This window comes from Achromobacter sp. K91 (assembly GCF_003576205.1).
Classification (GTDB): Bacteria; Pseudomonadota; Gammaproteobacteria; order Burkholderiales; family Burkholderiaceae_B; genus Achromobacter; species Achromobacter aegrifaciens.
Genome location: NZ_QWFB01000027.1, coordinates 354,420 through 379,728 on the forward strand (window position 1 = coordinate 354,420; position 25,309 = coordinate 379,728).

General features: G+C 65.4%; 23 protein-coding genes. 13 read left to right on the forward strand and 10 right to left on the reverse strand.

Going from position 1 to position 25,309, the window contains the following annotated elements:
• Window positions 1-101 precede the first annotated feature (101 nt).
• Complete coding sequence (locus tag DXK93_RS11115) at window positions 102-656, forward strand: NADPH-dependent FMN reductase (RefSeq protein ID WP_054453230.1); 555 nt, start codon at window positions 102-104, stop codon at window positions 654-656.
• 822 nt (window positions 657-1,478) lie between these two features.
• On the opposite strand, the gene DXK93_RS11120 is transcribed toward DXK93_RS11115, so the two are convergent.
• Window positions 1,479-1,694, reverse strand: coding sequence for a dodecin (locus DXK93_RS11120; protein WP_054453233.1), 216 nt, complete (start codon window positions 1,692-1,694; stop codon window positions 1,479-1,481).
• Window positions 1,695-1,884: 190 nt separating this feature from the next.
• Between DXK93_RS11120 and DXK93_RS11125 the strand changes: the two genes are divergently transcribed.
• A complete protein-coding gene (locus DXK93_RS11125) occupies window positions 1,885-2,391 on the forward strand; it encodes a DUF6496 domain-containing protein (protein ID WP_054453235.1) in 507 nt (168 codons plus the stop codon).
• Between the two features lie 16 nt (window positions 2,392-2,407).
• Here DXK93_RS11125 and DXK93_RS11130 read toward each other — a convergent pair whose 3' ends face one another.
• Complete coding sequence (locus DXK93_RS11130) at window positions 2,408-3,310, reverse strand: LysR family transcriptional regulator (RefSeq protein ID WP_119450068.1); 903 nt, start codon at window positions 3,308-3,310, stop codon at window positions 2,408-2,410.
• Window positions 3,311-3,423: 113 nt separating this feature from the next.
• Between DXK93_RS11130 and DXK93_RS11135 the strand changes: the two genes are divergently transcribed.
• The 3 genes from DXK93_RS11135 (at window position 3,424) to DXK93_RS11145 (ending at window position 5,645) form a co-directional block, all read left to right on the forward strand.
• Entirely contained in the window at window positions 3,424-4,218 is a 795-nt protein-coding gene (locus tag DXK93_RS11135; RefSeq protein WP_119450069.1) for an SDR family NAD(P)-dependent oxidoreductase, read from the forward strand.
• Between the two features lie 15 nt (window positions 4,219-4,233).
• A complete protein-coding gene (locus DXK93_RS11140) occupies window positions 4,234-5,247 on the forward strand; it encodes a zinc-binding alcohol dehydrogenase family protein (protein WP_119450070.1) in 1,014 nt (337 codons plus the stop codon).
• 164 nt (window positions 5,248-5,411) lie between these two features.
• On the forward strand, window positions 5,412-5,645 hold the full coding sequence (locus DXK93_RS11145) for a hypothetical protein (protein ID WP_054453243.1): 234 nt from the start codon (window positions 5,412-5,414) through the stop codon (window positions 5,643-5,645).
• 58 nt (window positions 5,646-5,703) lie between these two features.
• Here DXK93_RS11145 and DXK93_RS11150 read toward each other — a convergent pair whose 3' ends face one another.
• The 3 genes from DXK93_RS11150 to DXK93_RS11160 form a co-directional block, all read right to left on the reverse strand.
• The gene (locus DXK93_RS11150; protein WP_054453246.1) at window positions 5,704-6,060 is read right to left on the reverse strand and encodes a hypothetical protein; all 357 of its coding nucleotides are present in this window, start codon (window positions 6,058-6,060) and stop codon (window positions 5,704-5,706) included.
• A gap of 75 nt (window positions 6,061-6,135) precedes the next feature.
• Window positions 6,136-7,044 (reverse strand): aldose 1-epimerase, encoded by a 909-nt coding sequence (locus DXK93_RS11155; RefSeq protein ID WP_119450103.1) that lies wholly within the window; start codon window positions 7,042-7,044, stop codon window positions 6,136-6,138.
• Between the two features lie 85 nt (window positions 7,045-7,129).
• On the reverse strand, window positions 7,130-8,020 hold the full coding sequence (locus DXK93_RS11160; RefSeq protein ID WP_119450071.1) for a LysR substrate-binding domain-containing protein: 891 nt from the start codon (window positions 8,018-8,020) through the stop codon (window positions 7,130-7,132).
• 130 nt (window positions 8,021-8,150) lie between these two features.
• On the opposite strand from DXK93_RS11160, the gene DXK93_RS11165 reads away from it, so the two are divergent.
• From DXK93_RS11165 to DXK93_RS11180, 4 genes are all read left to right on the forward strand, one after another.
• Window positions 8,151-8,939, forward strand: a complete 789-nt coding sequence (locus tag DXK93_RS11165; protein ID WP_054453250.1) for a 3-hydroxybutyrate dehydrogenase — start codon at window positions 8,151-8,153, stop codon at window positions 8,937-8,939.
• A gap of 86 nt (window positions 8,940-9,025) precedes the next feature.
• A complete protein-coding gene (fahA, locus tag DXK93_RS11170) occupies window positions 9,026-10,336 on the forward strand; it encodes a fumarylacetoacetase (RefSeq protein WP_119450104.1) in 1,311 nt (436 codons plus the stop codon).
• A gap of 71 nt (window positions 10,337-10,407) precedes the next feature.
• Window positions 10,408-11,367 carry a tripartite tricarboxylate transporter substrate binding protein gene (locus DXK93_RS11175; protein ID WP_054453252.1) on the forward strand — a complete coding sequence of 320 codons (960 nt, stop codon included), beginning with the start codon at window positions 10,408-10,410 and terminating at the stop codon, window positions 11,365-11,367.
• Between the two features lie 257 nt (window positions 11,368-11,624).
• Window positions 11,625-15,518, forward strand: a complete 3,894-nt coding sequence (locus tag DXK93_RS11180; protein WP_158598552.1) for an autotransporter outer membrane beta-barrel domain-containing protein — start codon at window positions 11,625-11,627, stop codon at window positions 15,516-15,518.
• Between the two features lie 391 nt (window positions 15,519-15,909).
• Here the strand turns inward: DXK93_RS11180 and DXK93_RS11185 are convergent, their stop codons facing one another.
• The gene (locus DXK93_RS11185; RefSeq protein ID WP_119450073.1) at window positions 15,910-16,905 is read right to left on the reverse strand and encodes a hypothetical protein; all 996 of its coding nucleotides are present in this window, start codon (window positions 16,903-16,905) and stop codon (window positions 15,910-15,912) included.
• A gap of 125 nt (window positions 16,906-17,030) precedes the next feature.
• On the opposite strand from DXK93_RS11185, the gene DXK93_RS31990 reads away from it, so the two are divergent.
• The 4 genes from DXK93_RS31990 to DXK93_RS11200 all read left to right on the forward strand — a co-directional run bounded on the left by DXK93_RS31990 (window position 17,031) and on the right by DXK93_RS11200 (window position 21,561).
• A complete protein-coding gene (locus tag DXK93_RS31990; RefSeq protein WP_158598553.1) occupies window positions 17,031-17,186 on the forward strand; it encodes a hypothetical protein in 156 nt (51 codons plus the stop codon).
• A gap of 70 nt (window positions 17,187-17,256) precedes the next feature.
• The gene (gene mutS, locus DXK93_RS11190; RefSeq protein WP_225590524.1) at window positions 17,257-19,926 is read left to right on the forward strand and encodes a DNA mismatch repair protein MutS; all 2,670 of its coding nucleotides are present in this window, start codon (window positions 17,257-17,259) and stop codon (window positions 19,924-19,926) included.
• Entirely contained in the window at window positions 19,923-21,116 is a 1,194-nt protein-coding gene (locus DXK93_RS11195) for a cupin domain-containing protein (protein ID WP_119450074.1), read from the forward strand. Before mutS ends, DXK93_RS11195 begins: the two co-directional genes overlap by 4 nt.
• Window positions 21,117-21,333: 217 nt before the next feature.
• A complete protein-coding gene (locus DXK93_RS11200) occupies window positions 21,334-21,561 on the forward strand; it encodes a hypothetical protein (protein WP_013395215.1) in 228 nt (75 codons plus the stop codon).
• A gap of 239 nt (window positions 21,562-21,800) precedes the next feature.
• Here the strand turns inward: DXK93_RS11200 and bamC are convergent, their stop codons facing one another.
• The 4 genes from bamC to DXK93_RS11220 form a co-directional block, all read right to left on the reverse strand.
• A complete protein-coding gene (gene bamC / locus DXK93_RS11205) occupies window positions 21,801-22,925 on the reverse strand; it encodes an outer membrane protein assembly factor BamC (protein WP_054453258.1) in 1,125 nt (374 codons plus the stop codon).
• Window positions 22,926-22,942: 17 nt separating this feature from the next.
• On the reverse strand, window positions 22,943-23,848 hold the full coding sequence (gene dapA, locus DXK93_RS11210; protein ID WP_054453260.1) for a 4-hydroxy-tetrahydrodipicolinate synthase: 906 nt from the start codon (window positions 23,846-23,848) through the stop codon (window positions 22,943-22,945).
• An 87-nt stretch (window positions 23,849-23,935) separates the two neighbouring features.
• Window positions 23,936-24,583: a site-2 protease family protein gene (locus DXK93_RS11215; RefSeq protein WP_054453262.1), complete on the reverse strand. Its 648-nt coding sequence runs from the start codon at window positions 24,581-24,583 to the stop codon at window positions 23,936-23,938.
• A gap of 68 nt (window positions 24,584-24,651) precedes the next feature.
• Window positions 24,652-25,278, reverse strand: coding sequence for an L-threonylcarbamoyladenylate synthase (locus DXK93_RS11220; RefSeq protein WP_054453264.1), 627 nt, complete (start codon window positions 25,276-25,278; stop codon window positions 24,652-24,654).
• Between the last annotated feature and the right edge of the window lie 31 nt (window positions 25,279-25,309).

Consider the following 25,309-nt stretch of genomic DNA (forward strand, 5'->3'; position numbering starts at 1 on the left):
CGCGTCATGATCATGAATAAACATATCCGCGATCGAGATTGAGCGGGCTTGCTTACAGGTCTACACTGACATTCCCGTCCACCCCTTGGAGCCTGCGCCCCATGAGCACCTACAAGATTGCCGTTTTCGTCGGAAGCCTGCGCGCTGCCTCGTTCAACCTGCGGCTGGCCCGCGCGCTGGAAAAGCTGGTGCCCGCGGACTTCAAGTTCGAATACGTGAGCCTGGGCGACGTGCCGCTCTACAACCAGGACAACGAAAACAACCTGCCCGGCCCCGCCGCCAAGCTCAAGCAGCAGATCGCCGACGCCCAGGGCATCCTGTTCGTGTCGCCCGAGCACAACCGCTCCGTGCCCGCCGCCATCAAGAACGCCATCGACTGGGGTTCGCGTCCCTGGGGCCAGAACTCCTGGACCGGCAAGGCCGTCGGCATCGTCGGCACTTCGCCCAGCGCTGCCGGCACCGCGTTGATGCAGCAACACCTGCGCAACATCCTGGCCGCCGAGGGCGCCAACGCCCTGACCACGCCCGAGGTCTTCCTGCAATACACGGAAGGCCTGGTCGATGACCAGTACAACATCACCAACGAAGGCACCCGCAAATTTCTGCAAGGCTGGGTGGACCGCTACGTGGACTGGATCAAGAAGTTCAACCCCTGATCGCCGCCGCTGCCGGCGCGGGCTCCTCCCGGCCGGCAGAGATCGCCCGTCTACCTCCGGGCGATCCAGCCCCCCGATACGTCGGGGGGCTTTTTTTTGCAGCGACGACGGTCGCCGCTGGCGCATCCAATGCCGCCAGCGCACCGGCCCGCCGCCGGGCCGCCCCAAGGCGGGCCAGCCCCCCTCGGGGGGGCAGCAAGCGAGCGCAGCGAGTGCGGCGTGGGGGCTCACACTTATCCCCGCCAACTGTGGAGAAGGTTGAGGACAGCCTTGGGGCAGAATGAAAAATCCGTGCCCCGCCAAGCACTTGCAAGGGCCGGTCAAAAATTGCGCAATCATCCTTTTGGATGATTTCTGACGCACTTATCCACTGAAATCAGGATGCCCGGGCAGACTTCCGCGGCGGTCTCGCCTGAATGTGGATTTGTCCCCGCGTTCTGTGGAGAAGCATGAGGACAGTATGAGGGCAGGTCGGAAATTCCCTTGCATATCAAGCGCCTGCAAGGGGTGGTCAAAAATGGCCCAAATGCTGTATCAAGGCGCCAAGGTTGTCCCCGCCAAATGTGGATAAGCCTGAGGACAGTATGAGGGCAGGACGCAAAAAGCCTTGTGGGCCAAGCACTTGGAGGGGCCGCTCAAGAAACGCCCACAGCCGGCGGGTTCACGATGCCACGTCGGACCTTGAGCGCCGCAGCCACAAGCGAGACAGGCTTGTCCCCACCGAATGTGGACAAGCCTCTGAACAGTCGGATAACAAGCTGAAAAACTCCTTATCCGACAATCACTTGGAAGGCGTGCTCAAGAAAGAAGCAGCAAGCGGACTCACTCGTTCCCTTCCAGCCGCATGCCTATCTTCAAGCCGACCTGCCAGTACGCCACCTTGCCATCCTTGATATGGCCGCGCACTTCGGTGACTTCGAACCAATCCAGGTTGCGCAGCGTCTCGGAAGCGCGCGCGATGGCCTGCGTGATGGCGTCGTCGGTGGACTTGGTGGAAGAGCCCACCAGTTCGATTTGCTTGTAGACATGATTCGACATAGCTCGTCTCCGCTTAGGGGGGGTGAGTCGTGCATCGTCGGTCTGGCGGCGGTGTTCCGGCGCTTACGACCGGCAATCCATTCGAACACACAGCATACGCCCACGGCGTTAGAGTGGTGTTACGAGTTCCGTCGCACCGGCCTCGGCGCGGCGGAGCCCGTTCCCGCAACGCAAGCAAGGAGGTGTCGTCATGCCTGAACGAAAAACCCTGGAACGAGCGGCGCGCGACAAACGGCAAGGAAAATCCGCTTCCACGCAGGCCGGAGAATTCGTACGCGAGGAAATCGACCACGTGCGCGAAGGCAAACATGGCGTGCGGTCCACCAAGCAGGCCATCGCGATCGGGCTGTCCAAGGCGCGCCGCGCCGGCGTGGCCCTGCCTACGCCGAAGAAGGCCAGCGCGGCGACCAAGCGCAAGGCGAAGCAGGACAGCGACGCGTCTCATGATGGGCATGCCAAGTCCACCAAACGCGCCAAGGCCACCACCACCGCCCTGAAGAAGGAAAGCGCCAAGCCCGCTTCGCGCACCGCATTGTCGCGGCAGGCCAGCGCGTCGGCCTCCAAGCGCAGCGCCGCTGCCCGCTCGGCCGCCGCCAAGAAGGCTGCCGCCACCAAGGGCGCTGCAGGCCGGTCCGCTGCCGCGAAGAAAGCCGCCCGCACGCGCGCGGCAAACCAACGGGCCAGCCACGCGCATTGAAGCCCCAGAAGACCGGCTAGCCCGCCTCGAAGGCCTTGAAGCGTTCGTGCAGGAATTCGCGCAGCCGCTTTACCGCCGGCGAGAGCAGCATGCGGTGCACGCACAGCAGGTATAGCGGCGAGGGCTCGCTGGTGTAGTCGGCCAGGACTTCGATGAGCCTGCCCGCCCGCAGGTCGGCCAGCACGTCAAAGCGCGACTTGTAGGCCAGGCCATGGCCAGCCAGGGCCCAGCGGCGCACCAGTTCGCCGTCGTCGCCGACGCGGTCGCCCTTGACCGGTATGGTGAGCGCGGCGCCCTCGCGCCGGAAGGCCCAGCGGTCGTGCAGGGTTTCGCCCAGCACGAAGGACAGGCAATTGTGACGGCGCAGGTCATCGGGCACCTGCGGCACGCCATGGCGCGCAAGGTATGCGGGCGAGGCGCACACCACGCGGCGGTTGTGCTCGGACAGCGGCAGGGCCACCAGTCCCGAGTCGTTCGGCGTGCCATAGCGCACCGCCAGATCCACCGGCTGGCGGTACAGGTCGGCCAGGCGGTCGCTGATGCGCACCTGGAAATTGACGCGCGGATGCTGTTCCTGGAATTCGTCCAGCCACGGCAGCAGCACGTGGCGGCCCAGGTCGGACGGGATCGACAAGGACAGCGTGCCGGAGATCTCCGTCTTGTTGCGCGCTACGGCGTTCCTGCCCGCGTCCAGCGCCGACAGCGCCGCGCGGGCATGCTCCAGATAGCGTGCGCCGTCGCTGGTCAGCCTGAGGCTGCGCGTCGTACGCACGAACAGGCGCGCATCCAGGGCCTGCTCCAGCCGCTTGAGCGCGGCACTTGCGACTGCGGGCGTCAGGTCCAGTTCGCGCGCGGCGGCGGAAAAACTGCCTTGGTCCGCCGCCGCCATGAATATCTTCAGATCTTCGAACCGCACCATGCCGGCCTCATTTTCAAAAAATTATTGAAACTGACTGCGATGTTAGCCGCTTTTTCGCTGGTTTGGGCTGGGTAATCATGGCTCCATTCCCCGACACGCAAGGAGTCCCCTTCATGAAAATCGAATTGAACGGCAAGAAAGCCCTGGTTACTGGGTCGTCCGGCGGCATTGGCCTGGCCATCGCGGCGGGCCTGGCCGAGGCCGGCGCCGAAGTCGTGCTGCACGGCCGCAACGCCGACAAGCTGGCCCAGGCCGCCGCATCACTTGCCAAGCAGTTTCCCGCCGCGCGCGTGAGTACCGTACAGGCTGATCTCGCCACTGCCGACGGCGCGGCCTCGATCTCGGCCGCCCATCCCGACGTCGACATCCTGATCAACAACGCCGGCTACTTCGCACCCAAGTCCTTCACTGAAATCACGGATGACGACTGGCAGTACATGCTGGACACCAACGTCATGAGCGGCGTGCGCCTGTCGCGCTACTACCTGCCGCGCATGCTGGCCGCCGGCTGGGGCCGCATCGTGTTCATCTCCAGCGAGTCCGCGGTGCAGATCCCCGCGGAAATGATCCACTACGGCGTCAGCAAGACTGCCTTGCTGGGCGTATCGCGCGGCCTGGCCGAACTGACCGCCGGCACCGGCGTCACGGTCAACGCGGTGCTGCCCGGTCCCACCCGCTCGGAAGGCGTGTCGGACTTCTTTGCCGAAATGGCCAAGGAACAAGGCGTCACGCAGGACCAGATGGAGCGCGACTTCATCGCCCAGCACCGCCCCACTTCGCTGCTGCGCCGCCTGGCCACCGTGGAAGAAGTGGCCAACATGGTCGTCTACACCTGCTCCACGCAAGCCGCCGCCACCAACGGCGCGGCGCTGCGCGTGGACGGCGGCGTAGTGCGTTCCATCATCTGATCCGGACAAGCCGCCATGAAAGCCATCGCCTATTTCAAGAACCTGCCCGCCGATCACCCGGAGGCGCTGCAAGACATCACCGTCGCCGACCCGATGCCCGGCGACCATGACCTGCTGGTCGAAGTCCGCGCCATTTCGGTGAATCCGGTGGACGTGAAGATCCGCGCCAACCGCAAGCCCAAGGACGGCCAGCCCGAAGTCATAGGCTGGGACGCCGCCGGCGTGGTGCGCGCCGTGGGCGCAAAGACCAGCCTGTTCAAGCCGGGCGACCGCGTCTGGTATGCGGGCGCGCTGAACCGCCCCGGCGCCAACAGCGAGCTGCACGTGGTAGACGAACGCATCGTCGGCCGCATGCCCGACAGCCTGGACTACGCCCAGGCCGCGGCGCTGCCGCTGACCACGATCACCGCGTGGGAGCTGCTGTTCGACCGGCTGCGCGTGCTGGACAACGCCGCGCCCAGCCAGGGCAGCCTGCTGGTCATCGGCGCCGCGGGCGGCGTGGGATCCATCCTGGTGCAACTGGCTCGCCAGCTGACCGGACTCACGGTGATCGGCACCGCCTCGCGTCCGGAAACCCAGGCTTGGGTGCGCGAGCTGGGCGCGCATCACGTGATCGATCACAGCCAGCCGCTGGCCGCTGAACTCAAGCGCATCGGCTTCGAACACGTCAGTCATATCGCCGGCCTGACCCAGACCGACCAGCATTTCGCGCAGATGGCCGAAGCGATTGCGCCGCAAGGCAAGATCGCCCTGATCGACGACCCCGCAGCCATCGACGTGCGCCTGCTCAAGTCCAAGTCGGCCTCGCTGCATTGGGAGTTCATGTTCGCGCGTCCGCTGCACGGCACGCCCGACATGATCGCGCAGCATGAACTGCTGAACCAGGCCGCCCGCCTGATCGACGAAGGCACGCTGCGCACCACCCTGGGCGCGCACTACGGCAAGATCAATGCCGAAAACCTGCGCCGGGCGCACGCCTTCATCGAAAGCGGCAAGGCGCAGGGCAAGATCGTGCTGGAAGGGTTCTAGAACCCGTGGGCCATGCCTCGCCGCTCGCGGCGGCGGGGCATCTCGCAATTGCAAGCAGAAAGCAGTACAAACTCGACTGCGCGCAAACGCATGCGCGACCCAATCGGGAGTCTCTTCTGCTCGACCACATTCTCAATCAGGCGCTTGAACCCGTGCTCTGGGGGATGGTGGCCTTCACCCTGCTGATGCTGCGGCTGGCTCCCTTGCAAGGATGGAAGGCCGCCATCGTCGCCGGCATCACGGCCGGACTGGTCTTCGACACGGTGCAGTTCCGCGTAGGGCCGCCGCGCCTATGGGACTCGCAAGTGCTGGGTTCGGTGCTGGCCGCCCTGCTGGCGGCCGCCGTGTTGGAGACGCTATTCCTTCTGTTGCGCCGCTCGCGAGCCGAGCGGGCCTGAAGCGCCCGGCCGGCATCCGGTCCGGACTGGACGCTGGATGCGCGGGCAATGCACCGGTCTAGGCGCGCCCTTCCCGCTTGGCGCGGGCGTGGGGATCATTGATCTCGGCTTCCAGTTCGGCGATCAGCCATTCCAACCAGCCATTTTCGCTGCGCGCGTAGACCACCGCGGCGGGCGTCTTGCCCGTGCGCCAGCCTGGCTGGTGTGCGTCCATCCACGCCCCCAGGCTTTTGTGCGGAGCCAGCAGGCCTGACAGCCACGACCACAGATAGTCGGGCACGTTGCGGCGGAATCCTTGCGCGCAGGCATAGAGGGTGGGCTCAAGCGGCAGATTGCCGGCGCGCGCCAGCCTTGCCTGCACACGGCGCAGCGTTTCGGCCGCGGCCTGCAATTGTTCGGTGCTGAGCTTTTTCATCGAAGGACTCCTGGACTTGGTTTGCCCGGATTATCGCCGCAGGCGGCGGCGCTTTCAAAGCGCCGCTTGCGGGCGTCAGGAACGCGCGGCCCGGGGCGGCTCCAGGCCAAACAACGCGGTCGCGGTAAAGCGCGCGCCGGGCTCGAGCGTCCGCATGCCGGTGCGGGTCTCGCCGCCCGCCGCCAGGTTGAACGCGTCCGCCACGTTGGTGACCGGCTCGACGCACAGGAACTCCGACCCGCCCGCCGTATAGACCACCAGGTGCGCAAACGCCGGGTCGGCGTGCAGCGATAGCTGATGTCCATCGGGCCAATGCAGGGTGGCTCGCCCCTCCCACTGCGACAGATAGGTATCGCAGCCGCTGGCCGAACGCCGCAGCTCGCGCACATGGACGGACTTGCTGCCATTGGGCAGGCCGTCGGCGTCCGCCGTCCACTCGCGGCGCGCATGCAGCGTGACGCGCTCGGCCGTGAAGTAGGGGTGCAGGCCCAGGCCGCAAGGCATGGGCGTGTCGCCGAGATTGACGATGGCAAGCGCCACGCTCAGGCCGCGCGCGTCCAGCTGATAGCGCTGCACGCATTCGAAAGGCCAAGGCCAGCCCAGCACGCCGGCGGGCTGCTCCAGCACCAGGTCGACGTTGTCCGGGCCGTGGCTGCGCACGCTCCATGGCTGGTACAGGCCCGCGCCATGGATCGCATGGGGCCGGCCGGCTACCGACTGCAGCGCGTGCCTGGCGCCGTTGAAGGTGAACACGCCATCGCGGATGCGGTTGGAGTAAGGCGCCAGCGGATAGGAGCCTGCCCGCGGCCAGCGTCCCGCGGGCCACTGTGTGTCGGTCAGGGGCACGATCCAGTCATGGCCGCCGGTGGACAACCGCGTCAGGCGGCCGCCGCCGCCCGGCGCGAATTCGGCCTGGTGCGGACCGCTGGAGATGGTGATGCGCTCGCTGGCGTCCAGCGTGGCCGGGACGGATAGAACCTGCATGGATAAGAACTCCGGCGGCGGAAACAGGGCCGCGCGCTGCGATTGTGCCGTTTGCGGACGGGCGCGGGCAAGCAGGCCGGCCTGCTCATCCTGCCGCAGCGGCAACGCCGCACAATGCCAGCAGCCGCCCCAACGCCGGATTCTGGTTGGTCTGCAGCCACGCAATGCCGTGCTGCAGCTTAGGGGCGTCCGCGGGCAACGGCCGGAACACCACGCCCTCCATGTTGAAGGATTCGATGTCGCGCGGAATGATGGCCACGCCGGTGCCGGCCGCGACCAGGCACAGCAAAGTCTGGGAAGCCTCCGTTTCCCGCACCACGCGCGGCAGGAAGCCCGCCTCCAGGCAGATCGCATCCATGGCGCCGCGCAAGTGGAAGCCCTTGCCCGAGGGATAGGCAATGAACGGCTCCTGCGCCAGATCCGCGACACGCAATTTGGCCTTGGCGGCCAATGGATGCGCGTCGGCCAGCGCAATGGAAAACTCGCTGAGCATGAACTCGTGCGACACGATGTGCTTGCCCTCCAGCGGCAGAAAACACAAGGCCGCGTCCAGCGTGCCGTCCAGCAGCTTCAGGCGCAGTTCACCCGTGGGCAGCGGCCCCTGGATATCCAGCGCGATATCGCTGTAATGGCGCCGGCAATCGCGCACCAGCCCCGGCAGGCGCACATGGCTGGCGCGTCCGGTATAGCCCAGCCGCAGGCTGCCGGTCTCGCCCCGGCCAGCCTTGCGGCAGGCCTCCACCGCGCCACCGAGCTGCCGGAACATGGGCTGGATGCTATCCAGGAACACGCGGCCCGCCACCGTCAGCGTCACCTTGCGCGTACTGCGGTCGAACAGCTTCACGCCCAGCTCGTCTTCAAGTTCGCGGATGCGCTGGCTCAAGGGCGGTTGGGCGATGTGCAGGCGCAAGGCGGCCCGAGTGAAATTCAGTTCCGTGGCAAGGACCACGAAGCTCTGCAGGTGGCGCAATTCCATGAGTGGTTCCAAGGCTGCTGGCTATTTATATCCACTAAATATAAATCATGCATCGATAATAAATTGGACGACTCAATCTCCACGTCCTAACCTGCCACGCATTCCATAACGACACAGCGTGGAGACAAGCATGGCTGATCTTTCGGGGCGCGTGGCCCTGGTAACCGGTTCGACCAGCGGCATCGGCCTGGCGGTAGCGCGGCGCCTGGCGCGCTCCGGCGCGACCTTGGTGCTCAACGGCCTGGCCGACGCCTCGGCGGCCGACGCCCTCTGCGCCGAATTCCGCGATACCTATGGCGTTCCGGTCCGTTTCCAGCCCTGCGACCTGCGCAAGCCAGCCCAGATCGAGGCCATGATGGCCGAGCTGAACCAGGCCTACGGCGCGCTGGACATCCTGGTCAACAACGCCGGCATCCAGCACGTCAGCCAGATCGAAGCCTTTCCGGTCGACAAGTGGGACGACATGATCGCGGTCAACCTGTCCGCCAGCTTCCACACCATACGCACCGCGTTGCCTGCCATGCGCGCACGCAACTGGGGCCGCATCGTCAACATGGCGTCCATCAGCGGCTTGCGCGGCCGCGCCGGCAAGACCGGCTACAACGCCACCAAGCATGGCCTGATCGGCCTGACCAAATCGGTAGCGCTGGAAACCGCGCAGACCGCCATCACCTGCAATGCCATCTGCCCCGGCTGGGTGCATACGCCGCTGGTGCAGAAGCAGATCGACGCGCTGGCTGAGCGCGAAGGCCTGGACAATGCCGCAGCCACCAACAAGCTGCTGGGCCTGCGCCAGCCTTCGGGCAAGTTCGTCACCCTGGAGCAGATCGCCGGGCTGTGCGAATTCTTCTGCTCGCCCGACGCCGACGAAGTCCGTGGCGTGGCCTGGGCCATGGACGGCGGCACCACCGCGGCCTGAAGCCGCAACGACGGCCTTAGTTGAATATGCGCGCAGGCCGGGCCACAGCGCGCAGCGATACCGATAACGCCCGCGAGGAGTACAAGATGCTGGACCACACCCACGCGCCCACCGCCCAGAGCTGGGTCGACAGCGCAGACGGCCATCCGGATTTTCCGGTGCAGAACCTGCCGATGGGCGTGTTCCGCCGCGATGGCGGCGCGCCACGAATCGGCGTCGCCATCGGCGAGCAGGTGCTGGATGTCCGGGCCGCCGTGGAGCTGGGCCTGCTGGAAAGGCTGGACCCGGCCACGCGCCAGGCGCTGTCGGCGCGCAGGCTCAACGATTGGATGGCTTTGCCCGCCGACACCCGCAAGGCCGTGCGGCACGCGCTGTTCGCCCTGCTGGACGCCGCAAACCCCGGCCGCGCGCGGCACGAGGCCCAGGGCGCGCGCCTGCTGCATCCCCAGGCGCAGTGCGAACTGCTGCTGCCCGCGGACGTGGGCGACTACACCGATTTCTATGCCGGCATCCATCACGCGAGCCATGTGGGCAAACTGTTCCGCCCCAACAACCCGCTGATGCCGAACTACAGGCATGTGCCCATCGCCTATCATGGCCGCGCATCCTCCATCTGCCCGTCCGACACGCCCGTGCGGCGGCCGCACGGCCAGGTCAGGACCGCCGCCGGCGTCGATACCCCGGCCTTCCGGCCCTCGGCGCAACTGGACTTCGAACTGGAGCTGGCGATCTGGATCGGTCCCGGCAACGCGCTCGGAGAACCGGTGCCGCTGGAACTCGCCGCTGGCCACGTGGCCGGCTACGGCTTGCTGAATGACTGGTCCGCGCGCGATATCCAGGCCTGGGAATACCAGCCGCTGGGCCCCTTCCAGGGCAAGAATTTCGCGTCGACGGTTTCGCCCTGGATCGTGACCAGCGAGGCGCTGGCCCCGTTCCGCCGCGCCGCAATGGCGCGCGGCGACGCCGATCCCGAACTGCTGCCCTACCTGCGCAACGCCGAGGACGCTGCCACGGGCGGGCTGGAGATCGCACTGCAAGCATGGCTGTCCACGCCGCTCATGCGCGAACGCGCGCAGGCGCCGCGGCAGTTGTCCGCATCCGACGCGCGCCACCTGTACTGGACGCCCGCGCAGATGGTCGCGCAGCACACTCTGGGCGGCTGCAACCTGCGCCCGGGCGACCTGCTGGGCTCGGGCACCATCTCCACGCCCGACGATAGCGGCCACGGCAGCCTGCTCGAACTGACGCACGGCGGCACGCAACCCATTGCCCTGCCCTCGGGCGAAACCCGGCTGTTCCTGGAGGCCGGAGACGAAATCACCCTGACGGCCCATTGCAGCCGCGAGGGTTTCCAGCGCATCGGCTTCGGCGCAAGCCGCGCGCGCATCACCGATTGACGTTCAATACCAGGCATCCCGCTAGACCTGGAGACGGCCGGCAAGCCGGCGGCACACAAAGGAGGAATGACATGAAGAAGATCCTGGCAGCAGGCATGATGGTCCTGGCAAGCGCAGGCAGCGCCCCCGCGCTGGCGCAGGACTTTCCCAACCATCCGATCCGCCTGATCATCCCGTACTCCGCCGGCGGCGTCACCGACGTGGTCGGCCGCGCCCTGGCCGAGCAGTCCGGCAAACGCCTGGGCCAGACCGTGGTGGTCGAGAACAAGACCGGCGCCAACGGCACGCTGGGTGCGACCCAGATGCTCAACACCGCACCCGACGGCTATACCGTCACCATGGTGCCCATCGGCATCTTCCGCATGCCGCACATCACCGGCACGCGCTACGACCCGGTCAAGGACCTGACCTACATCTCGATGATCGCCGGCTACAACTACTACGTAGCGGTCGCTGCGGACTCGCCCTGGAAGACGCTGGACGACCTGGTCGCCTACGCCAAGTCCAAGCCCGACACGATCTCCTACGGCACGCCGGGCGCCTACAGCAGCCAGCACATCGCCATGGTGCAACTGGGCGAAGCCGCCCAGGCCAAATGGACCCACGTGCCGTACAAGGGCGACGCCGACGCGCTGACCGCCATGCTGGGCGGCCACATCCAGGTGCTGGTCGGCGCCAGCACCATCCTGCCTTACGTAGCCTCGGGCAAGGTCCGCATCCTCGCGTCGCTGGGCGACAAGCGCTCCCCCGACCTGCCGGAGGTCCCCACCCTGAAGGAAGCCGGCTATCCCGTGGTGCACACCTCGCCCTTCGGCATCGCCGGTCCCAAGGACATGGACCCGGCGGTAATCGCCAAGCTCGACGGCGCCTTCCGCGACACGCTCAAGGATGAAGCCTTCCTGGCCCTGTTGCGCCAGTCTGGTGTGTCGCCGCAGTACATGGATACGGCTGCCTACACCAAGGCCGCCCACGCCAGCGCGGAGACGGAGCGCGAGGTGATCAAGAAGTTGGGGAACATCATGAACAAGTGAGGTTCACGCCGCGCCAGCCTGCAACGGGTGTCCACGATAAGCAACACTATTTCAAATAGTTGCACATTCCATGAGACCCCCCGTGCTACGTTGAGTCGCAAGCCATTACACGGGTGATTCGTATTTGAATCTCCGATTGTCGGTTGCCTAGTTCCTACCCAGGTTGTTTCGCGAGTGCCCCGATGGAGGCGTGAATGCGTAACAGGCAGATGGAAGGATGCAATAGCGGCGCGGCGCCACTCCCGGCTGAGACATGGATGACGGCTCGCTGGCTGCTGCTGGGGTCGCTGTCATTGGGCGCGGCGGATGCCGTGGCGCAAACGACATGTCCGGCGGGACCCGTCACCCGCTCGGGAAGCGCATGCACGGTCACGCCAGGCAGCACCATCAATGTGCTTAGCGCAACCCAGCCCGGGCTGGACGCCGAGAACACCGGCGGCGCGATTACGGCCAGCGGAGTGCGCCTGAACCTGGGAGGCCCAGGGTCGACCACGCCACGCAACTATGTCGGCGCCATCGCAGGCAATGGCGGTCGCATCACTTTCAACAGCGGCACCATCGTCACGGTGCAAGCGGCGACAGGACAGCAAGGCCTGGTCGCATCGGGTGGCGGCAGCATCGCCACGGCCACGGGTTCCAGCATCACGCTGGGTCTGACCACCACGGTCAATGACAACATTGCCGTCCTTGCGACTGCTGGAGGCACCGTGCAAATGATCGCGTCCAGCGTCGCGACACAAGGTGCGGGCGGCGCGGGTAATCATGCGCTCTATGCCTCCGGCCCGGGAAGCTCGATTGCATTTACGGGCGGAACCGTCAGCACAGCCGGCCGAGGCTCATTCGGAGTCCGCGTCGACGCGGGCGCCACCGCAACCATCGGACCGGGCACATCGATCACAACCACCGGCACCATCACCTCCGGCGGTTCAGCCATCGGCAGCCATGGACTGTGGGCAAGCGGCACGGCCGTAGCCGGCGCTACGGTCGTGCCGAGCCGCATAGACGCGACCGGCGTCTCCATCGTCACCGGAGATCCCGCCGTCAGCACGGCCAGCGGCACCAGCGCCGCGGGGGTCCGCATCGAAAATGGAGCGGCCGTGTCATTGACCGACGTATCGATCAGCACACGCGGCTCCGGCACCACGATCAATCCGGCTGCCGGTGTTCTTGTCATGTCTGGCAGCAGCGTGCGCATGCAGGGAAACAACGTCATCACCGCGGCGGGACAATTCGGGCATGGCCTGTCGGTACAAGGAGCGGGCTCCACTGCGATCGTCAACGGCGGCTCGTTCCAGGTGAATGGCACACGCTCCATTGCGCTGGATGTCTCGGCTGGCGGCGCGGTTACGGTGGATACAGCCAGCATCGCGGCGGGTAGCGGCGCTTCGATTGGCGCGCAGATCGACGGGACCGGCTCCACGTTGAATGCGACGAACACAACGATATCCGCATCGAACGCAACGGCGCACGCCCTACGAGCCAGCGCTGGCGCCACGGTCAATTTGTCGCAAGGGACGGTCACCAGCCGCGGGATAAATGCCAACGGAATCTTCGGCGCAAACTCGACGGTAGCCGTAGATAACGTCGGGGTGCTTACTACAGGCGACGGCAATGCAATGGGCGTCCTGGCCGACCTGGGCAGCGCCATAACCGTAACGAACTCATCCGTCGCTACTCAAGGAACCGTTTCTGCCGGCGACCGGCGTCCGCACGCGCTAGCAGCGCGCAATCCGGGCGCACAGCTCACAGTGCGAGGCAGTTCGGCTCAGACCGTGGGCGACGAAGCCATGGGGGTTGTCGCCGACGACGGCGGTTCGGTCAACCTGGAAAATGCGTCAGTCACCACCGCCGGCACACTGGCGCTCGGCGCCTACGCTGTCGTTGAGCAGGCCGGGCCCCAATTTCCCGCCGCCATTTCGGCGCAAGGCTCCGCTATCAGGACCTTGGGCTCGCGCGCCTACGGCGCGATGGCTCAGCGCAGCTTCCTGGAAGCGCCGGCAACGATCAGCCTTCTCAACACCACAGTCGCCACCGAGGGCGCGGGCGCCGTGGGCCTGCGCGCGATCAGCGGCGGTGTCATCACATCCAGCGCCAGCAGCGTCGCCACATCGGGAGCCTCGGCGCACGGCGCCCTTGCCCGTGACGCCGGCAGTCTTATCACGATTGGGCAAACCCCCGTGACGGTGACGGGGCCGGAGGCTCATGGTGCCGTTGCGCAGAATGGCGGCCGGATCGTCGGCGACGGCGCCGTGATTCGCGTGAGCGGCGCCGCTGGCATGGGCTTGTTCGCGTTGGGAGATCCTGGACCGGCAGCGGAAATCGAACTGGCGCGATCCAGTGTCACCAGCGCAGCTGGACCGGCAATAGGCGTTGCCGGTCTGGCCAACGTCACGCTTACCGATACGGTTGTCTCCGGCAACGGCAACTGGCTGCGCGTCGCCACCATCGACGACTTTCCCTTGCTGGCGGGCCCCGACGCGCCATTGGGCGGAATACCCGATCCAGACACGCTGCTAAACAATCCGGTTGCTGCGCCGCCGCCAATTCCGGCCGCCTCAATCCCGGGTCAAGCAAACATCACTGTCGTCGGTTCAACCCTGACCGGAGCCGCAACCACCGCGCCGGGCAGCGTATCGAACGTCGCGCTTCAGTCGAACACGCTATGGACGATGACTGGCAACTCCAACATTACCAACTTGACCAACACAGCAAGCCAGATCGTCTACTCGCCTCCCACCGCCAACGTCTACAAGACTCTGACAGTCTCGAACTACGTTGGCGGCGCGGGCAGCGTCGTCGCGCTGAATACCTTTCTTGCAGGCGACGGCGCGCCATCCGACCTGATCGTCATTTCAGGCGCGGCAACCGGACAGAGCGCCCTGCGCATCAGCAATACGGGAGGCCCGGGGGCTCTTACCCAGGCCAGCGGCATCAAGGTGGTCGACGCGGTGGGTGGCGGGACTACGGCGCCTTCCGCATTCACGCTTGCCGGCCGGGCCGTTGCAGGTCCTTACGAGTACCGGCTCTTCCGCGGCGGCGCGACGGCGGGAGAGGCCAATAACTGGTATCTGCGCTCTGAAAAAGATCCCGAGCCTCCACCCCCGGTTCCTCCCGACCCGGTTCCTCCGGATCCAGGTCCTCCGGGTCCTGTACCCCCGGGGCCTCCCCCCGAACCGCCAGCCCCTCCAAAGCCTTTGTATCGTCCGGAAGTGGCGGCATATCTCGCCAACCAACGGCTGGCCGCGCAGATGTTCGTGCACAGCATGCACGACCGGCTGGGCGAACCGCAGTACATCGAAACCCAGCAGTTCGCCGACGACGACGACAAGCGGCGAGCACTGTGGCTCCGCATGACCGGAAAGTGGGACCGGACGCATAGCAAGAACGGAGAATTCGATGTCAGCAGCGACATGTTTCTCCTGCAAGGCGGCGGCGATCTCGCCCAATGGAAGCTCGGTTCGGAAACGGACCGCCTGCACCTGGGCGCGATGGCCGGCTTCGGCAACAGCCGCAGCACCGCGCGGGCTGACGGCAACCCCTACAAGGCCCGAGGCAGCGTCGAAGGCTATAGCGTCGGGCTTTATGGAACCTGGTTTGAAAACAACGAGACCAAATTGGGAACCTACGTCGACACCTGGTTCCAGTACGGCTGGTTCAAGAACAAGGTCGAAGGGGATAGTTTGCCGGACGTAAAGTACGACGCCCGAGGATGGGCGGTGTCGGGAGAGGTCGGCTACGCCTTCAAACTGCGCAACGATTGGGTTCTGGAACCGCAAGCGCAGTTGATCTACGTACGCTACGACCAGGACAGCGTTGCCGAATCCAACGGCACCAGCGTGGGCAGGGCCGACTCCAACGGTACGATCGGCCGTCTGGGTGTGCGCGCCCACCGCACCTACGAAATGAAGAATGGCCCGAAGATCCAGCCTTTCGTCACGCTGAACTGGTGGCATACGGACACGGACAGCTCGGTGTCATTCAATCAATTGCCCGTCGGCAGCCTGTATCCCCGTGACCGGTATGAGTTGAAGCTCGGTGTGCACGCGGATTTCACCAAGGGGTGGACCGGGTGGACAAACGTTGCGGCCTCCTGGGGCGCTCAGGATTACCGCCAATATGCGGCCAGGATCGGGGTCAAATACACATGGTGATGCGGCCTGGCCCCAGATTTTTCCGACCTGGCGGAATAGCTGGGGTGCGGCCGCCCCCTGTACGGGCCTTGGTACAGTCGGACCATGGAGATCCAGCCTTACAACGAACAGTTCACCGTGGCGGAATTCGACGCTCTGCCGGTTGCTGCGTAGCGGCAGAGCGTCCTGCTCGTTCGTGCGCTCGTCATTTACCTGTGGTGCTCCCGGACGAAGCCACCAGCCTGGACTGATCCTATACAGGTCCTTCCGATAGGAGGGACTGTGCAGCCCCTATCCGCCCCTGAAGGAGGCCGAATACTTACTGAAGAAGTTCAGCCTTCCCGAAAAGCCGAAGGCCATGGGCAAATACGACATGTGGCCGAAGTATCGGGAGCGGTTCGTACGGCGGCCGCTAGGTTGTCTGCGTATCCAGATAGTAGAGCGAAGAAATCGTATTGTTATCGCCCGCGACTACAGGCGCCCCGTTAACGGACGAATCGGCAAATACAAACCCGCGAAAGGTTCCCACCTGGTCAATCACCTGCAACCCGGAATATGTATGTCCGACGTCGTCTGCTATATGCCCATTATTGTTGTAGTCGTGGCTGATTTGGTAGCAGACGCGTCCTGTTGTGAGCCCCGCATTTCCCAGAGGCTGCCCCAAATAGCTGAACACCTGGTGTTGTGCTCCAGGGGTATCGTCCCAAAGCACATAGCGCAATACTCCGGTCGTCGTCACCAAAAACACGCTACCCAGGCTCATCGAGTCGATACCCACAGGTTCGTCCACTCCCAGCCACGAGTTATGCCGAATGACGCGCCCGTAAGGCAGATCCTTTTTCATGCCGTTGATGTCAGCACCAGAGGTAAAGCCGACATTTATCCCCCCAAAACCCCAACCAGCGTTTACTGCCGAAACGTCATACGCTCCACTTGGAAGTGAGTAAATCGAGCCTGCCACATAGTTAGCCTGCTGGAGTTCTATCTTCACCAATGTCGCATCTGCCCAGGTCACTCTCCATACTTCCACGCTGCTGCCGAAATCAATACGCACCTCATCGCTTCCCTGGAGCTGCCAGGTACCGAAAATGGTCGTTGCGATAGCGCCTGCATCACTAAACTTCCTCGAACCTTGCAGATATTGGTCTTGATCAAAGTTGTACGGATAGGATGGCTGATTGGCATAGCCAACTTTTCGGCCAACAGAGCCATAGTCCCCAGGAGAGTTTGGGCTCCACACCGGAGCGTCGCCTTGCCAGTACCAGAAATCGGAGCGCATCGTGCCCCCGGGTTGAAAGCTGTACATGCAAAGACGCGTGAAATGTACGCCACTCGGCAGCACCCCTTTCAACGTCACGGCATACCCACCCGGAAACGGATCGTTCTTTTTCATCATCACGCCAGACATAACTTTAGCCTCTCTAGTTGAATCGTTAAAACACTCATCCATTGAGAAATACTCATCGAGGCCGTAGATGAGCAGACGGCCTCAACTCTCGGCAACCACGCCGATTTCGTACATGAGACGCGGACATGCCATTCGCCATGAACCAGCGCCATACGCTCTACGCTCAGATCGAGCTGCAAAGGTCATTTATTCGCCACGCCGGTCTGCCGCTCCAGCAATGGTTAGCAACCACAGCCGGCCGCTTGGCAGGGGGGCTTTGCAACAACCAGGGGCAGATGTGACGAGGCCGGGCGCAAGACAAATTGCGCCCCCCTCGCGCCTCGCCCGTTCCGGCCCGATACAATCACGGGCATGAATTCCGCAACGCAAAACACCGCCGCCGACGCCCACCCGGGCCATACCCCCATGATGCAGCAGTACCTCCGCCTGAAAGCGGAGGCCGGTCCCTTGCTGCTCTTCTACCGCATGGGGGACTTCTATGAAATGTTCTACGAAGACGCGGAGCGCGGCGCGCGTCTGCTGAACCTGACGCTGACCAAGCGCGGCTCTTCCAACGGCACGCCGATCCCGATGGCCGGGCTGCCGGTGCATGCCATGGAGCAGTACCTGGCGCGGCTGGTCGCCATGGGCGAGTCCATCGCCATCTGCGAGCAGATCGGCGATCCGGCGACCTCCAAGGGTCCGGTCGAGCGCCGCATCGTGCGCATCGTCACGCCCGGCACGCTGACCGACGACGCGCTGCTGCCGGCCAAGGCGGACCGCGCGCTGGCCGCCGTGTTCGTGGGCGGCACCGCGCGCGCGCCGCGCGCCGGGCTGGCCTGGCTGAACCTGGCCAGCGGCGAATTTCGCGTGACCGAATGCGCGCCGGCGCAGCTGGAATCCGAGCTGCACCGCATTGCGCCGGCCGAGATCGTCTGCGCCGACAGCGCAGAGTTCGACTTCCCCTTCGAAGGCGCGCGGGCCCGCGTGCCCGACTGGCACTTCGAAGCCGACAGCGCCCGCGCCCACCTGCTGGCGCACTTCAAGACCGATACGCTGGCGGGCTTCGACATCGAAGACATGCCGGCCGGCATTTGCGCCGCGGGCGCGCTGCTGCGCTACGCGGCACGCACCCAGTCGCAGGCCCTGGCCCACGTGCAGAGCCTGTCGGCGGAACGCCCCGGGCAGTACGTGCTGCTCGATCCGGTCACGCGCCGCAACCTGGAGCTGACGCAGACGCTGTCCGGCGAAGATTCGCCGACGCTGTTCTCGCTGCTGGACGGCTGCCGCACACCCATGGGCAGCCGACTGCTGCGCCGCTGGCTGCACCATCCGCTACGCGAGAACGAACAGGCGCTGGCGCGCCAGCAAGCCATCTCGGCGCTGCTGGCGGGCCGCATGGACATGGAACAGACCTTCGGCGCGGCCGGCTTCGGTTCGGCCGGGCTGCTGGAGTCCTTGCGCAGCGCATTGAACGCCTTCCCGGACATCGAACGCATCGCCGCCCGCCTGGCATTGCGTTCGGTGCGCCCGCGCGAACTGGCCAGCCTGCGGGACGCGCTGCAGGCCCTGCCGGCGCTGCGCGACCAGGTCGAGCCGATGGCGGATTCGCCGCGGCTGGGCGAACTGGTCTCGCACCTGTCGGTGGACCCGGCCCTGGCCGCCCTGCTGGTGCGCGCCATTGCCGCCGAACCCGCTGTCGCCATCCGCGACGGCGGCGTGCTGGCGGCGGGCTTCGACGCTGAACTGGACGAACTGCGCGGCCTCGCGGCCGACGGCGGCGACTTCCTGGTGCAGCTGGAAGCCCGCGAGCGCGAACGCACCGGCATCAGCAACCTGCGCGTGGAGTTCAACCGCGTGCATGGCTTCTACATCGAAGTCACCAAGGGCCAGACCGCCAAGGTGCCGGAGGATTACCGCCGCCGCCAGACGCTGAAGAACGCCGAACGCTACATCACGCCTGAACTCAAGACCTGGGAAGACAAGGTGCTGTCCGCCCAGGACCGTTCGCTGGCTCGGGAAAAATGGTTGTTCGAGCAATTGCTCGATGTGCTGGCCGAACACGTGCGGCCGCTGTCGGACTGCGCCGCCGCGTTGGCCGAACTGGACGCGCTGGCCGCGCTGGCCGATCACGCGCGCCGCCACGACTGGATCGCGCCCGAACTGTCTGAGCAGGCCGACATCGACATCGATGCCGGCCGCCACCCGGTGGTGGAACACGCCATCGAGCGCTTCACGCCCAACGGCTGCCGGTTGGAGCCGGCGCGTCGGATGCTGCTGATCACCGGTCCAAACATGGGCGGTAAATCGACCTATATGCGGCAGGTGGCGCTGATCGTGCTGCTGGCGCGCATCGGCAGTTTCGTGCCCGCTTCGCGCGCCCGCATCGGCAAGATCGACCGCATCTTCACCCGTATCGGAGCGGCCGACGATCTGGCGGGCGGCCGCTCGACCTTCATGATGGAAATGACCGAGGCGGCCGCCATCCTGTCGGCCAGCACGCCCAACAGCCTGGTGCTGATGGACGAAATCGGCCGCGGTACGTCCACCTATGACGGCCTGGCGCTGGCCTGGGCCATCGCCTGCCGCCTGCTTGCCCACAATCGCGCGCTGACGCTGTTCGCCACCCACTATTTCGAGCTGACCCGCCTCCCCGCGGAACAGCCGGCCTCGGCCAACGTGCACCTGGCCGCGGCGGAATCGGCCGGCGGCATCGTGTTCCTGCACGAAGTGCGCGAAGGCCCCGCCAGCCGCAGCTACGGGATCCAGGTGGCGCAGCGCGCGGGCGTACCCGCCGCCGTGATCCGCCAGGCCTCGCGCGAACTGGAACGCCTGGAGGCGCAAGGCGCCCCCACGCCGCAGCTCGGCCTGTTCGCGGCCGCCGCTGACGCCGACGCCCAGGCCTATGCGGAAGCCGACCGTTCCGACGACCTCGAGGCCCTGGACGCCCTGCGCGAGGAACTCGCCGCCATCGACCCCGACAGCCTGACCCCGCGCGAAGCGCTGGACGCCCTCTACCGCCTGAAGAAGCACCTGCAATGAACCTCGACCATTCCTTGGCCCTGCTGGGCAACCAGAGCCCCAACGACTTCATGCGCCGCTACTGGCAGCGCAAGCCTCTCTTGATCCGCCAGGCCATTCCCGGCTTCAAGCCGCCGGTCACGATCGCCGCCATCAAGAAGCTGGCGCGCCGCGACGATGTGGAATCGCGCCTGATCTGGCGCGAGAACGGCGAATGGCAGATGGAGAACGGCCCCTTCGCGCGCCTGCCCAAGGACAATGAAGGCGACTGGACCTTGCTGGTGCAAAGCGTGGACCTGCACAGCGATGCCGCGTCCGAACTGATGCAGCTGTTCCGCTTCATCCCCGATGCGCGCCTGGACGACGTGATGATCAGCATCGCCAGCCATGGCGGCGGCGTGGGTCCGCATTTCGACAGCTACGACGTGTTCCTGCTGCAAGCGGCGGGCGAGCGTGAATGGCGCTATGGCCGCCAGAAGGACCTGTCGCTGGAACCGGGCCTGCCGCTGAAGATCCTGAGCCGTTTCGAGCCCGAAGAGACGGCCGTGCTGACGCCCGGCGACATGCTCTACCTGCCCCCACAGGCGGCCCACGACGGCGTCGCCGTGGGCGACGGCTGCATGACGATTTCCATCGGTTTTCGCGCACCCACGCAGGCGACGCTGGCGCGCGGGCTGCTCGAAGCGGCCGCGGATCAGGTCATGGCGCGCGTCGGCCTCTTGGGCGGCCCCTATGGCGAGCCCGCCCTGCCCGGCCCGAAGCTGTCGGCCGTCTATCGCGATCCCGGCCAGCCCGCGGTCGACACCCCCGCCGCGCTGCCGGACGCGCTGGTGGCCGCCACGCTGGAAACCGTGGAAAAGCTGCGCTTCGACGATGCGCTGGCCTCGCGCTTCCTGGGCTGCTGGCTGACCGAGCCCAGCAATCTCAGCGTGTTCGACGCGCCCGAAGGCATGGACGTGGATCTGGAAGAAGACTGGCCCACCGCAGGCCGGCTGGTGCTGGACCGCCGCAGCCGCATGCTCTATCGCGGCAAGCAGCTCTTCATCAATGGCGAAACCGCCATGGTGCCCGCCGACGCCGCCCTGCGCACGCTGGCGGATGCGCGCAGCCTGGATTGCTCAGACCCATCCTGCGCTCGGTTGAGCGACGAAGCCCGCTCCTGCCTGGCGGATTGGCTGGATTCCGGCTGGATCCGCTACGTCGCGGCGTAGCATCCCGACACGGCCCCGTATCAGTCCTGTACAGAAGGAAATCAGGTCTGATACGCGGGACACATCAAGAAAGAGATAACACGAAGCTGAAAGGTTTGTTGCCGTTAGGATGCGACCTTTTTAACTTTCATACGCGTTGCGCCCGCGTGTTCCTGTAGCCTGACCTCTGGTTTCCCCTAATGGGGTTTCAAGAGTCGTCATCTACAGGAGTCTAAAAATGATGAGCAAAACCTTGATTATTGCCTCGGTGCTGGCCGTCGCGCTGAGCGCCTGCAACAAGAAGGAAGATGCCCCGGCGCCCGCGACCAACCCCGCTCCGGGCGCAAGCACGCCTGCCCCCACCACGACGCCCCCGGCCACTTCGCCGGCTCCGGCGCCCACGCCCAACACCACGCCGGGTGGCGGTTCGACCACCCCGGGCGGCTCGACCACGCCCGCGTCCTAATAAAAACTCAGCGACGAACCCCCGCTCTGAGGACGCAAGAAAAAGCCCTGGCTGCTACAGCCGGGGCTTTTTTGCGTCCAGAGGGCATATGCGCAAGGCGCAGCAACCACAAGCCTTCGCGGCCGGAAGCTCGCCCTCCCTGCCGGCTCGCAAGATCTTCAAAGCGCCCAACAAAAAAAGAGGCCCCCGCAGGGGCCTCTCTTGCGCGGTGCTGCGCGTGAGCGCAGAACCGTCTGGTCTTACATCTTGTCCTTCAGCACGCTCAGCAGGCGCTGGGCGGTGGCGCTGTTGTCGCGCGCGCCATTGGCATCCAGCACGGTCACCACGGTCTGGTCGCCGTTGGCAGCCAGGTGGATACGGTACTGCGGCGCCTCGGCCTTCTTGTCGCCCGAGAACATGCGGCTGAAGAAGCCCGGCTGGTCGATCTTCTCGCCCGTGTCGGTATCGACATAGCGGACGAAGTAGTCGCCAGCGGAGCGATCGCGGTCGTCCACGGCGAAGCCGCCGCCGTCCAGCGCCACGCCAACACGGCGCCATGCGCGGTCGAACGATTCGCTGACGAGCAGCGAGGCGCCCTGTGCGCGGACGTCCTGCTGCACGGCAGGCTTCTGCGGCGCGGCCTCGGCCTGCTGCACCAGCTTGCGGGCGTTGTCGACGTCGGAACCCAGGTAGACCATCATGCGGGCCAGCATGGCGGCGTTCAGGCCCGGATCTTCCTTGCCGTTCTGCCACTGCACCTGCATGCCGTCGCTGCCCACGCGCTTTTCAAGCATCTGGCGGTGGCTGACATAGACCTCGGTATGGCCATTGACGCGTTCGACACGGGTACGGAATTTCTCGCGTTCGCCGCTGTCCCAGGCCGATTCGAGAATCATGCCCAGCGCCTGACGCAGCCAGCTTTCCGGAATCTTGGCCCGGTTTTCAGCCCAGTCGGTTTCGATCAAGCCAGCGCCAGGATTGTTGCTGGCGACGGTAAAGCCGTTTTCGGTCCAGAAGTCCACCAGTCGCGGGAACACGTCTTCCGGCGGACGGTCCACCACCAGCCAACGCAGGTCGCCGTCGCGCTCGACGCGCATGTCCTGGCGGCCGGGCAACACGTTGCTCGTCTTGGGCTGGGTGGCTTGCGCCTGGCCCTGCTGCTGGAACTGCGAATAGGTGGTCGAGCCCGAAGCCGGCGCGCGATAGCGCGGATCGCTGTTGGCCTGGGTCAGGTCGGGCGGGATGCTGAGGGGCTCTCCACGCTGGGTGACTGCGCTCTTGTAATTGACGGACTCTTCATTGCCCAGGAATTGATTGACCTCGCTGCAGCCGGCCAACAACACCAGAGACATCAATGCCGACAAACCGGCATGACGTTTGTTCATACGTATCCTCACGATATTTAGAGCAGGCCCGTTTCCTGGAGCGCGGCACGCACGGTTGCGTGGTGCTGCGATCCCAGTTCAACCAGCGGCAGCCGGTAACCCAGTGCGCTGCGGCCCATTTCGGCCAACGCCCACTTCACGGGGATGGGGTTGGCTTCAACGAACAAAGCCTTGTTCAGACGCGCCAGGTGCGCGTTAAGTTCACGCACCTTGGGCACATTGCCGGCCAGGGCGGCGGCACAGAGCTCGCGCATGAGCTTGGGCGCCACGTTGGCCGTAACGGAAATATTGCCGCGCGCACCCAGCAGGATCAGGGCGGCGGCGGTGGGGTCATCGCCGCTGAAGACCTGGAAGCTGGCCGGCGCTTCGCGCAGCAGCAGGCCGCCGCGGGCGATGTCGCCCGTGGCGTCCTTGATGCCGATGATGCCCGGCACCTGCGCCAGGCGCAGGACCGTTTCGTTGCTCATGTCGGCAACAGTACGGCCCGGCACGTTGTACAGGATGGTGGGCAGATCGACGGCTTCCGCGATGGTGCGGAAGTGACGGTACAAACCCTCTTGCGAGGGCTTGTTGTAATAGGGAACGACCGACAGGCCGGCCTGCGCGCCCACGGCCTTGGCGTGGCGCGTCAGGTGGATGGCTTCGTCGGTGGAGTTGGCGCCCACGCCGGCGATGACCGGAATGCGGCCCGCAGCGTGTTCGACCGCGACGCGGATCAGCTCCGCATGTTCTTCCATGGAGACCGTGGGCGACTCCCCGGTGGTGCCGACCACCACCAGTGCGTCGGTTCCTTCCTGGATATGCCAGTCGATCAGCGACCGGTAGGCCGCGTAGTCCAGACTGCCGTCGGGCTGCATGGGAGTGACCAGAGCCACCATGCTGCCTTGGAAATTAACGCCTGCGGCGGTTGCAGGGGATGCCATAAATGTAGGGCTCCAAAACCCCGCGGCGGGATGCCCCGGGGCCAGAATCAATGAAACCGATGAGTTTAACGGATATTGGCTGAAATCCTACAGAAACCACTGGACGATGGTCGTCCCCAGAGAGAGTACCGGCCGCATCAATAGCCAGAGCACATCCGTCACCAGCAGGATGACGACGATCACCAGGCCATAAGGCTCGATTTTCGAGTATTGCCAGGCCAGGCGATTGGGCAGCAGGCTGAAAAGGATGCGTCCCCCGTCCAGCGGCAGGATGGGCAGCAGATTCAGGGCCATGAGCACGAGGTTGACGTTCACGCCGGCCACGGCCATCTCGAACCAGAACGATTCCTGCAGGCCGGACTCCAGGAAGATGCGCAGCGAAAACGCCCACAGGACCGCCATGAACAGGTTGGCGGCAGGCCCCGCCAGCGCCACCCACAGCATGTCCTGCTTGGGCCGGCGCAAGCGGCCGAAATCCACCGGCACAGGCTTGGCCCAGCCGAACAGCATGCCCGGACTACCCAAAAGCTTGGAGGCCAGCAGGATCGCCACCGGCACCAGCAGCGTGCCGACGGGATCGATATGCCGCGCAGGGTTCAGGCTGATGCGTCCGGCCTGATAGGCCGTGGGATCGCCGAACATCCGCGCGACGTAGCCGTGCGCGGCTTCGTGCAAGGTGATGGCGAAGATGACCGGTATCGCGTAGACCGCAATGGTTTGGATGATGTCATTCATGGCGAACCGGATTGTAGATGAGCCACGCGCCGGCGCATGCCGGCGTGCAGGTCGGCGCGGCGGGCGCGCTAGGCAAGACCGAGGGTGGCAGGATCGCCGCGTCCGACACGCACGACCACAGGCTCGTCGCCGGTGAGGTCTATCACGGTGGTGGGCGATTGCGGGCAAGCGCCCGCGTCGATGATGGCCGCCAGGGAGTGTTCGTAGCGTTCGCGGATTTCTTCCGCGTCGTTCAACGCTTCGGTCTCGTCCTTGGGGATGAGCGTGGTGGACAGCAAGGGCGCCCCCACCTGCTCCAGCAGGCCCAGCATGACGGGATGGTCCGGCACACGGATGCCGATGGTCTTGCGCGACGGATGCGACACGCGCCGCGGCACTTCCTTGGTCGCTTCGAGGATGAAGGTCCAGGGTCCCGGCGTCGCGGCCTTCAGCAACCGGTACTGGCGGTTGTCGACGCGCGCGAAGTGGCCGATTTCAGCCAGGTCGCGGCACAGCAGCGTGAGATGATGGCGTTCATCCAGGCCACGCAGGCGGCGCAGTCCGTCAGCGGCGTTCTTGTCGTCCAGCCGCGCGACCACGGCATAGCTCGAATCGGTAGGCACTGCGACCAGCCCGCCATCGGCCAGCCATTGGGCCGCCTGCTTCAGCAGGCGCGGTTGCGGATTCGCGGGATGAATATCGAAATACAAGGCCATGGGTTTATCCTAACACTCTTGAAGGCCGCTC

Bases quoted from the DNA above. Each gene is read 5' to 3' on its own strand.
- DXK93_RS11115 (WP_054453230.1), top strand. From the start codon at position 102: ATGAGCACCTACAAGATTGCCGTTTTCGTCGGAAGCCTGCGCGCTGCC.
- DXK93_RS11120 (WP_054453233.1), bottom strand. From the start codon at position 1,694: ATGTCGAATCATGTCTACAAGCAAATCGAACTGGTGGGCTCTTCCACC.
- DXK93_RS11125 (WP_054453235.1), top strand. From the start codon at position 1,885: ATGCCTGAACGAAAAACCCTGGAACGAGCGGCGCGCGACAAACGGCAA.
- DXK93_RS11130 (WP_119450068.1), bottom strand. From the start codon at position 3,310: ATGGTGCGGTTCGAAGATCTGAAGATATTCATGGCGGCGGCGGACCAA.
- DXK93_RS11135 (WP_119450069.1), top strand. From the start codon at position 3,424: ATGAAAATCGAATTGAACGGCAAGAAAGCCCTGGTTACTGGGTCGTCC.
- DXK93_RS11140 (WP_119450070.1), top strand. From the start codon at position 4,234: ATGAAAGCCATCGCCTATTTCAAGAACCTGCCCGCCGATCACCCGGAG.
- DXK93_RS11145 (WP_054453243.1), top strand. From the start codon at position 5,412: ATGGTGGCCTTCACCCTGCTGATGCTGCGGCTGGCTCCCTTGCAAGGA.
- DXK93_RS11150 (WP_054453246.1), bottom strand. From the start codon at position 6,060: ATGAAAAAGCTCAGCACCGAACAATTGCAGGCCGCGGCCGAAACGCTG.
- DXK93_RS11155 (WP_119450103.1), bottom strand. From the start codon at position 7,044: ATGCAGGTTCTATCCGTCCCGGCCACGCTGGACGCCAGCGAGCGCATC.
- DXK93_RS11160 (WP_119450071.1), bottom strand. From the start codon at position 8,020: ATGGAATTGCGCCACCTGCAGAGCTTCGTGGTCCTTGCCACGGAACTG.
- DXK93_RS11165 (WP_054453250.1), top strand. From the start codon at position 8,151: ATGGCTGATCTTTCGGGGCGCGTGGCCCTGGTAACCGGTTCGACCAGC.
- fahA (WP_119450104.1), top strand. From the start codon at position 9,026: ATGCTGGACCACACCCACGCGCCCACCGCCCAGAGCTGGGTCGACAGC.
- DXK93_RS11175 (WP_054453252.1), top strand. From the start codon at position 10,408: ATGAAGAAGATCCTGGCAGCAGGCATGATGGTCCTGGCAAGCGCAGGC.
- DXK93_RS11180 (WP_158598552.1), top strand. From the start codon at position 11,625: ATGACGGCTCGCTGGCTGCTGCTGGGGTCGCTGTCATTGGGCGCGGCG.
- DXK93_RS11185 (WP_119450073.1), bottom strand. From the start codon at position 16,905: ATGTCTGGCGTGATGATGAAAAAGAACGATCCGTTTCCGGGTGGGTAT.
- DXK93_RS31990 (WP_158598553.1), top strand. From the start codon at position 17,031: ATGCCATTCGCCATGAACCAGCGCCATACGCTCTACGCTCAGATCGAG.
- mutS (WP_225590524.1), top strand. From the start codon at position 17,257: ATGAATTCCGCAACGCAAAACACCGCCGCCGACGCCCACCCGGGCCAT.
- DXK93_RS11195 (WP_119450074.1), top strand. From the start codon at position 19,923: ATGAACCTCGACCATTCCTTGGCCCTGCTGGGCAACCAGAGCCCCAAC.
- DXK93_RS11200 (WP_013395215.1), top strand. From the start codon at position 21,334: ATGATGAGCAAAACCTTGATTATTGCCTCGGTGCTGGCCGTCGCGCTG.
- bamC (WP_054453258.1), bottom strand. From the start codon at position 22,925: ATGAACAAACGTCATGCCGGTTTGTCGGCATTGATGTCTCTGGTGTTG.
- dapA (WP_054453260.1), bottom strand. From the start codon at position 23,848: ATGGCATCCCCTGCAACCGCCGCAGGCGTTAATTTCCAAGGCAGCATG.
- DXK93_RS11215 (WP_054453262.1), bottom strand. From the start codon at position 24,583: ATGAATGACATCATCCAAACCATTGCGGTCTACGCGATACCGGTCATC.
- DXK93_RS11220 (WP_054453264.1), bottom strand. From the start codon at position 25,278: ATGGCCTTGTATTTCGATATTCATCCCGCGAATCCGCAACCGCGCCTG.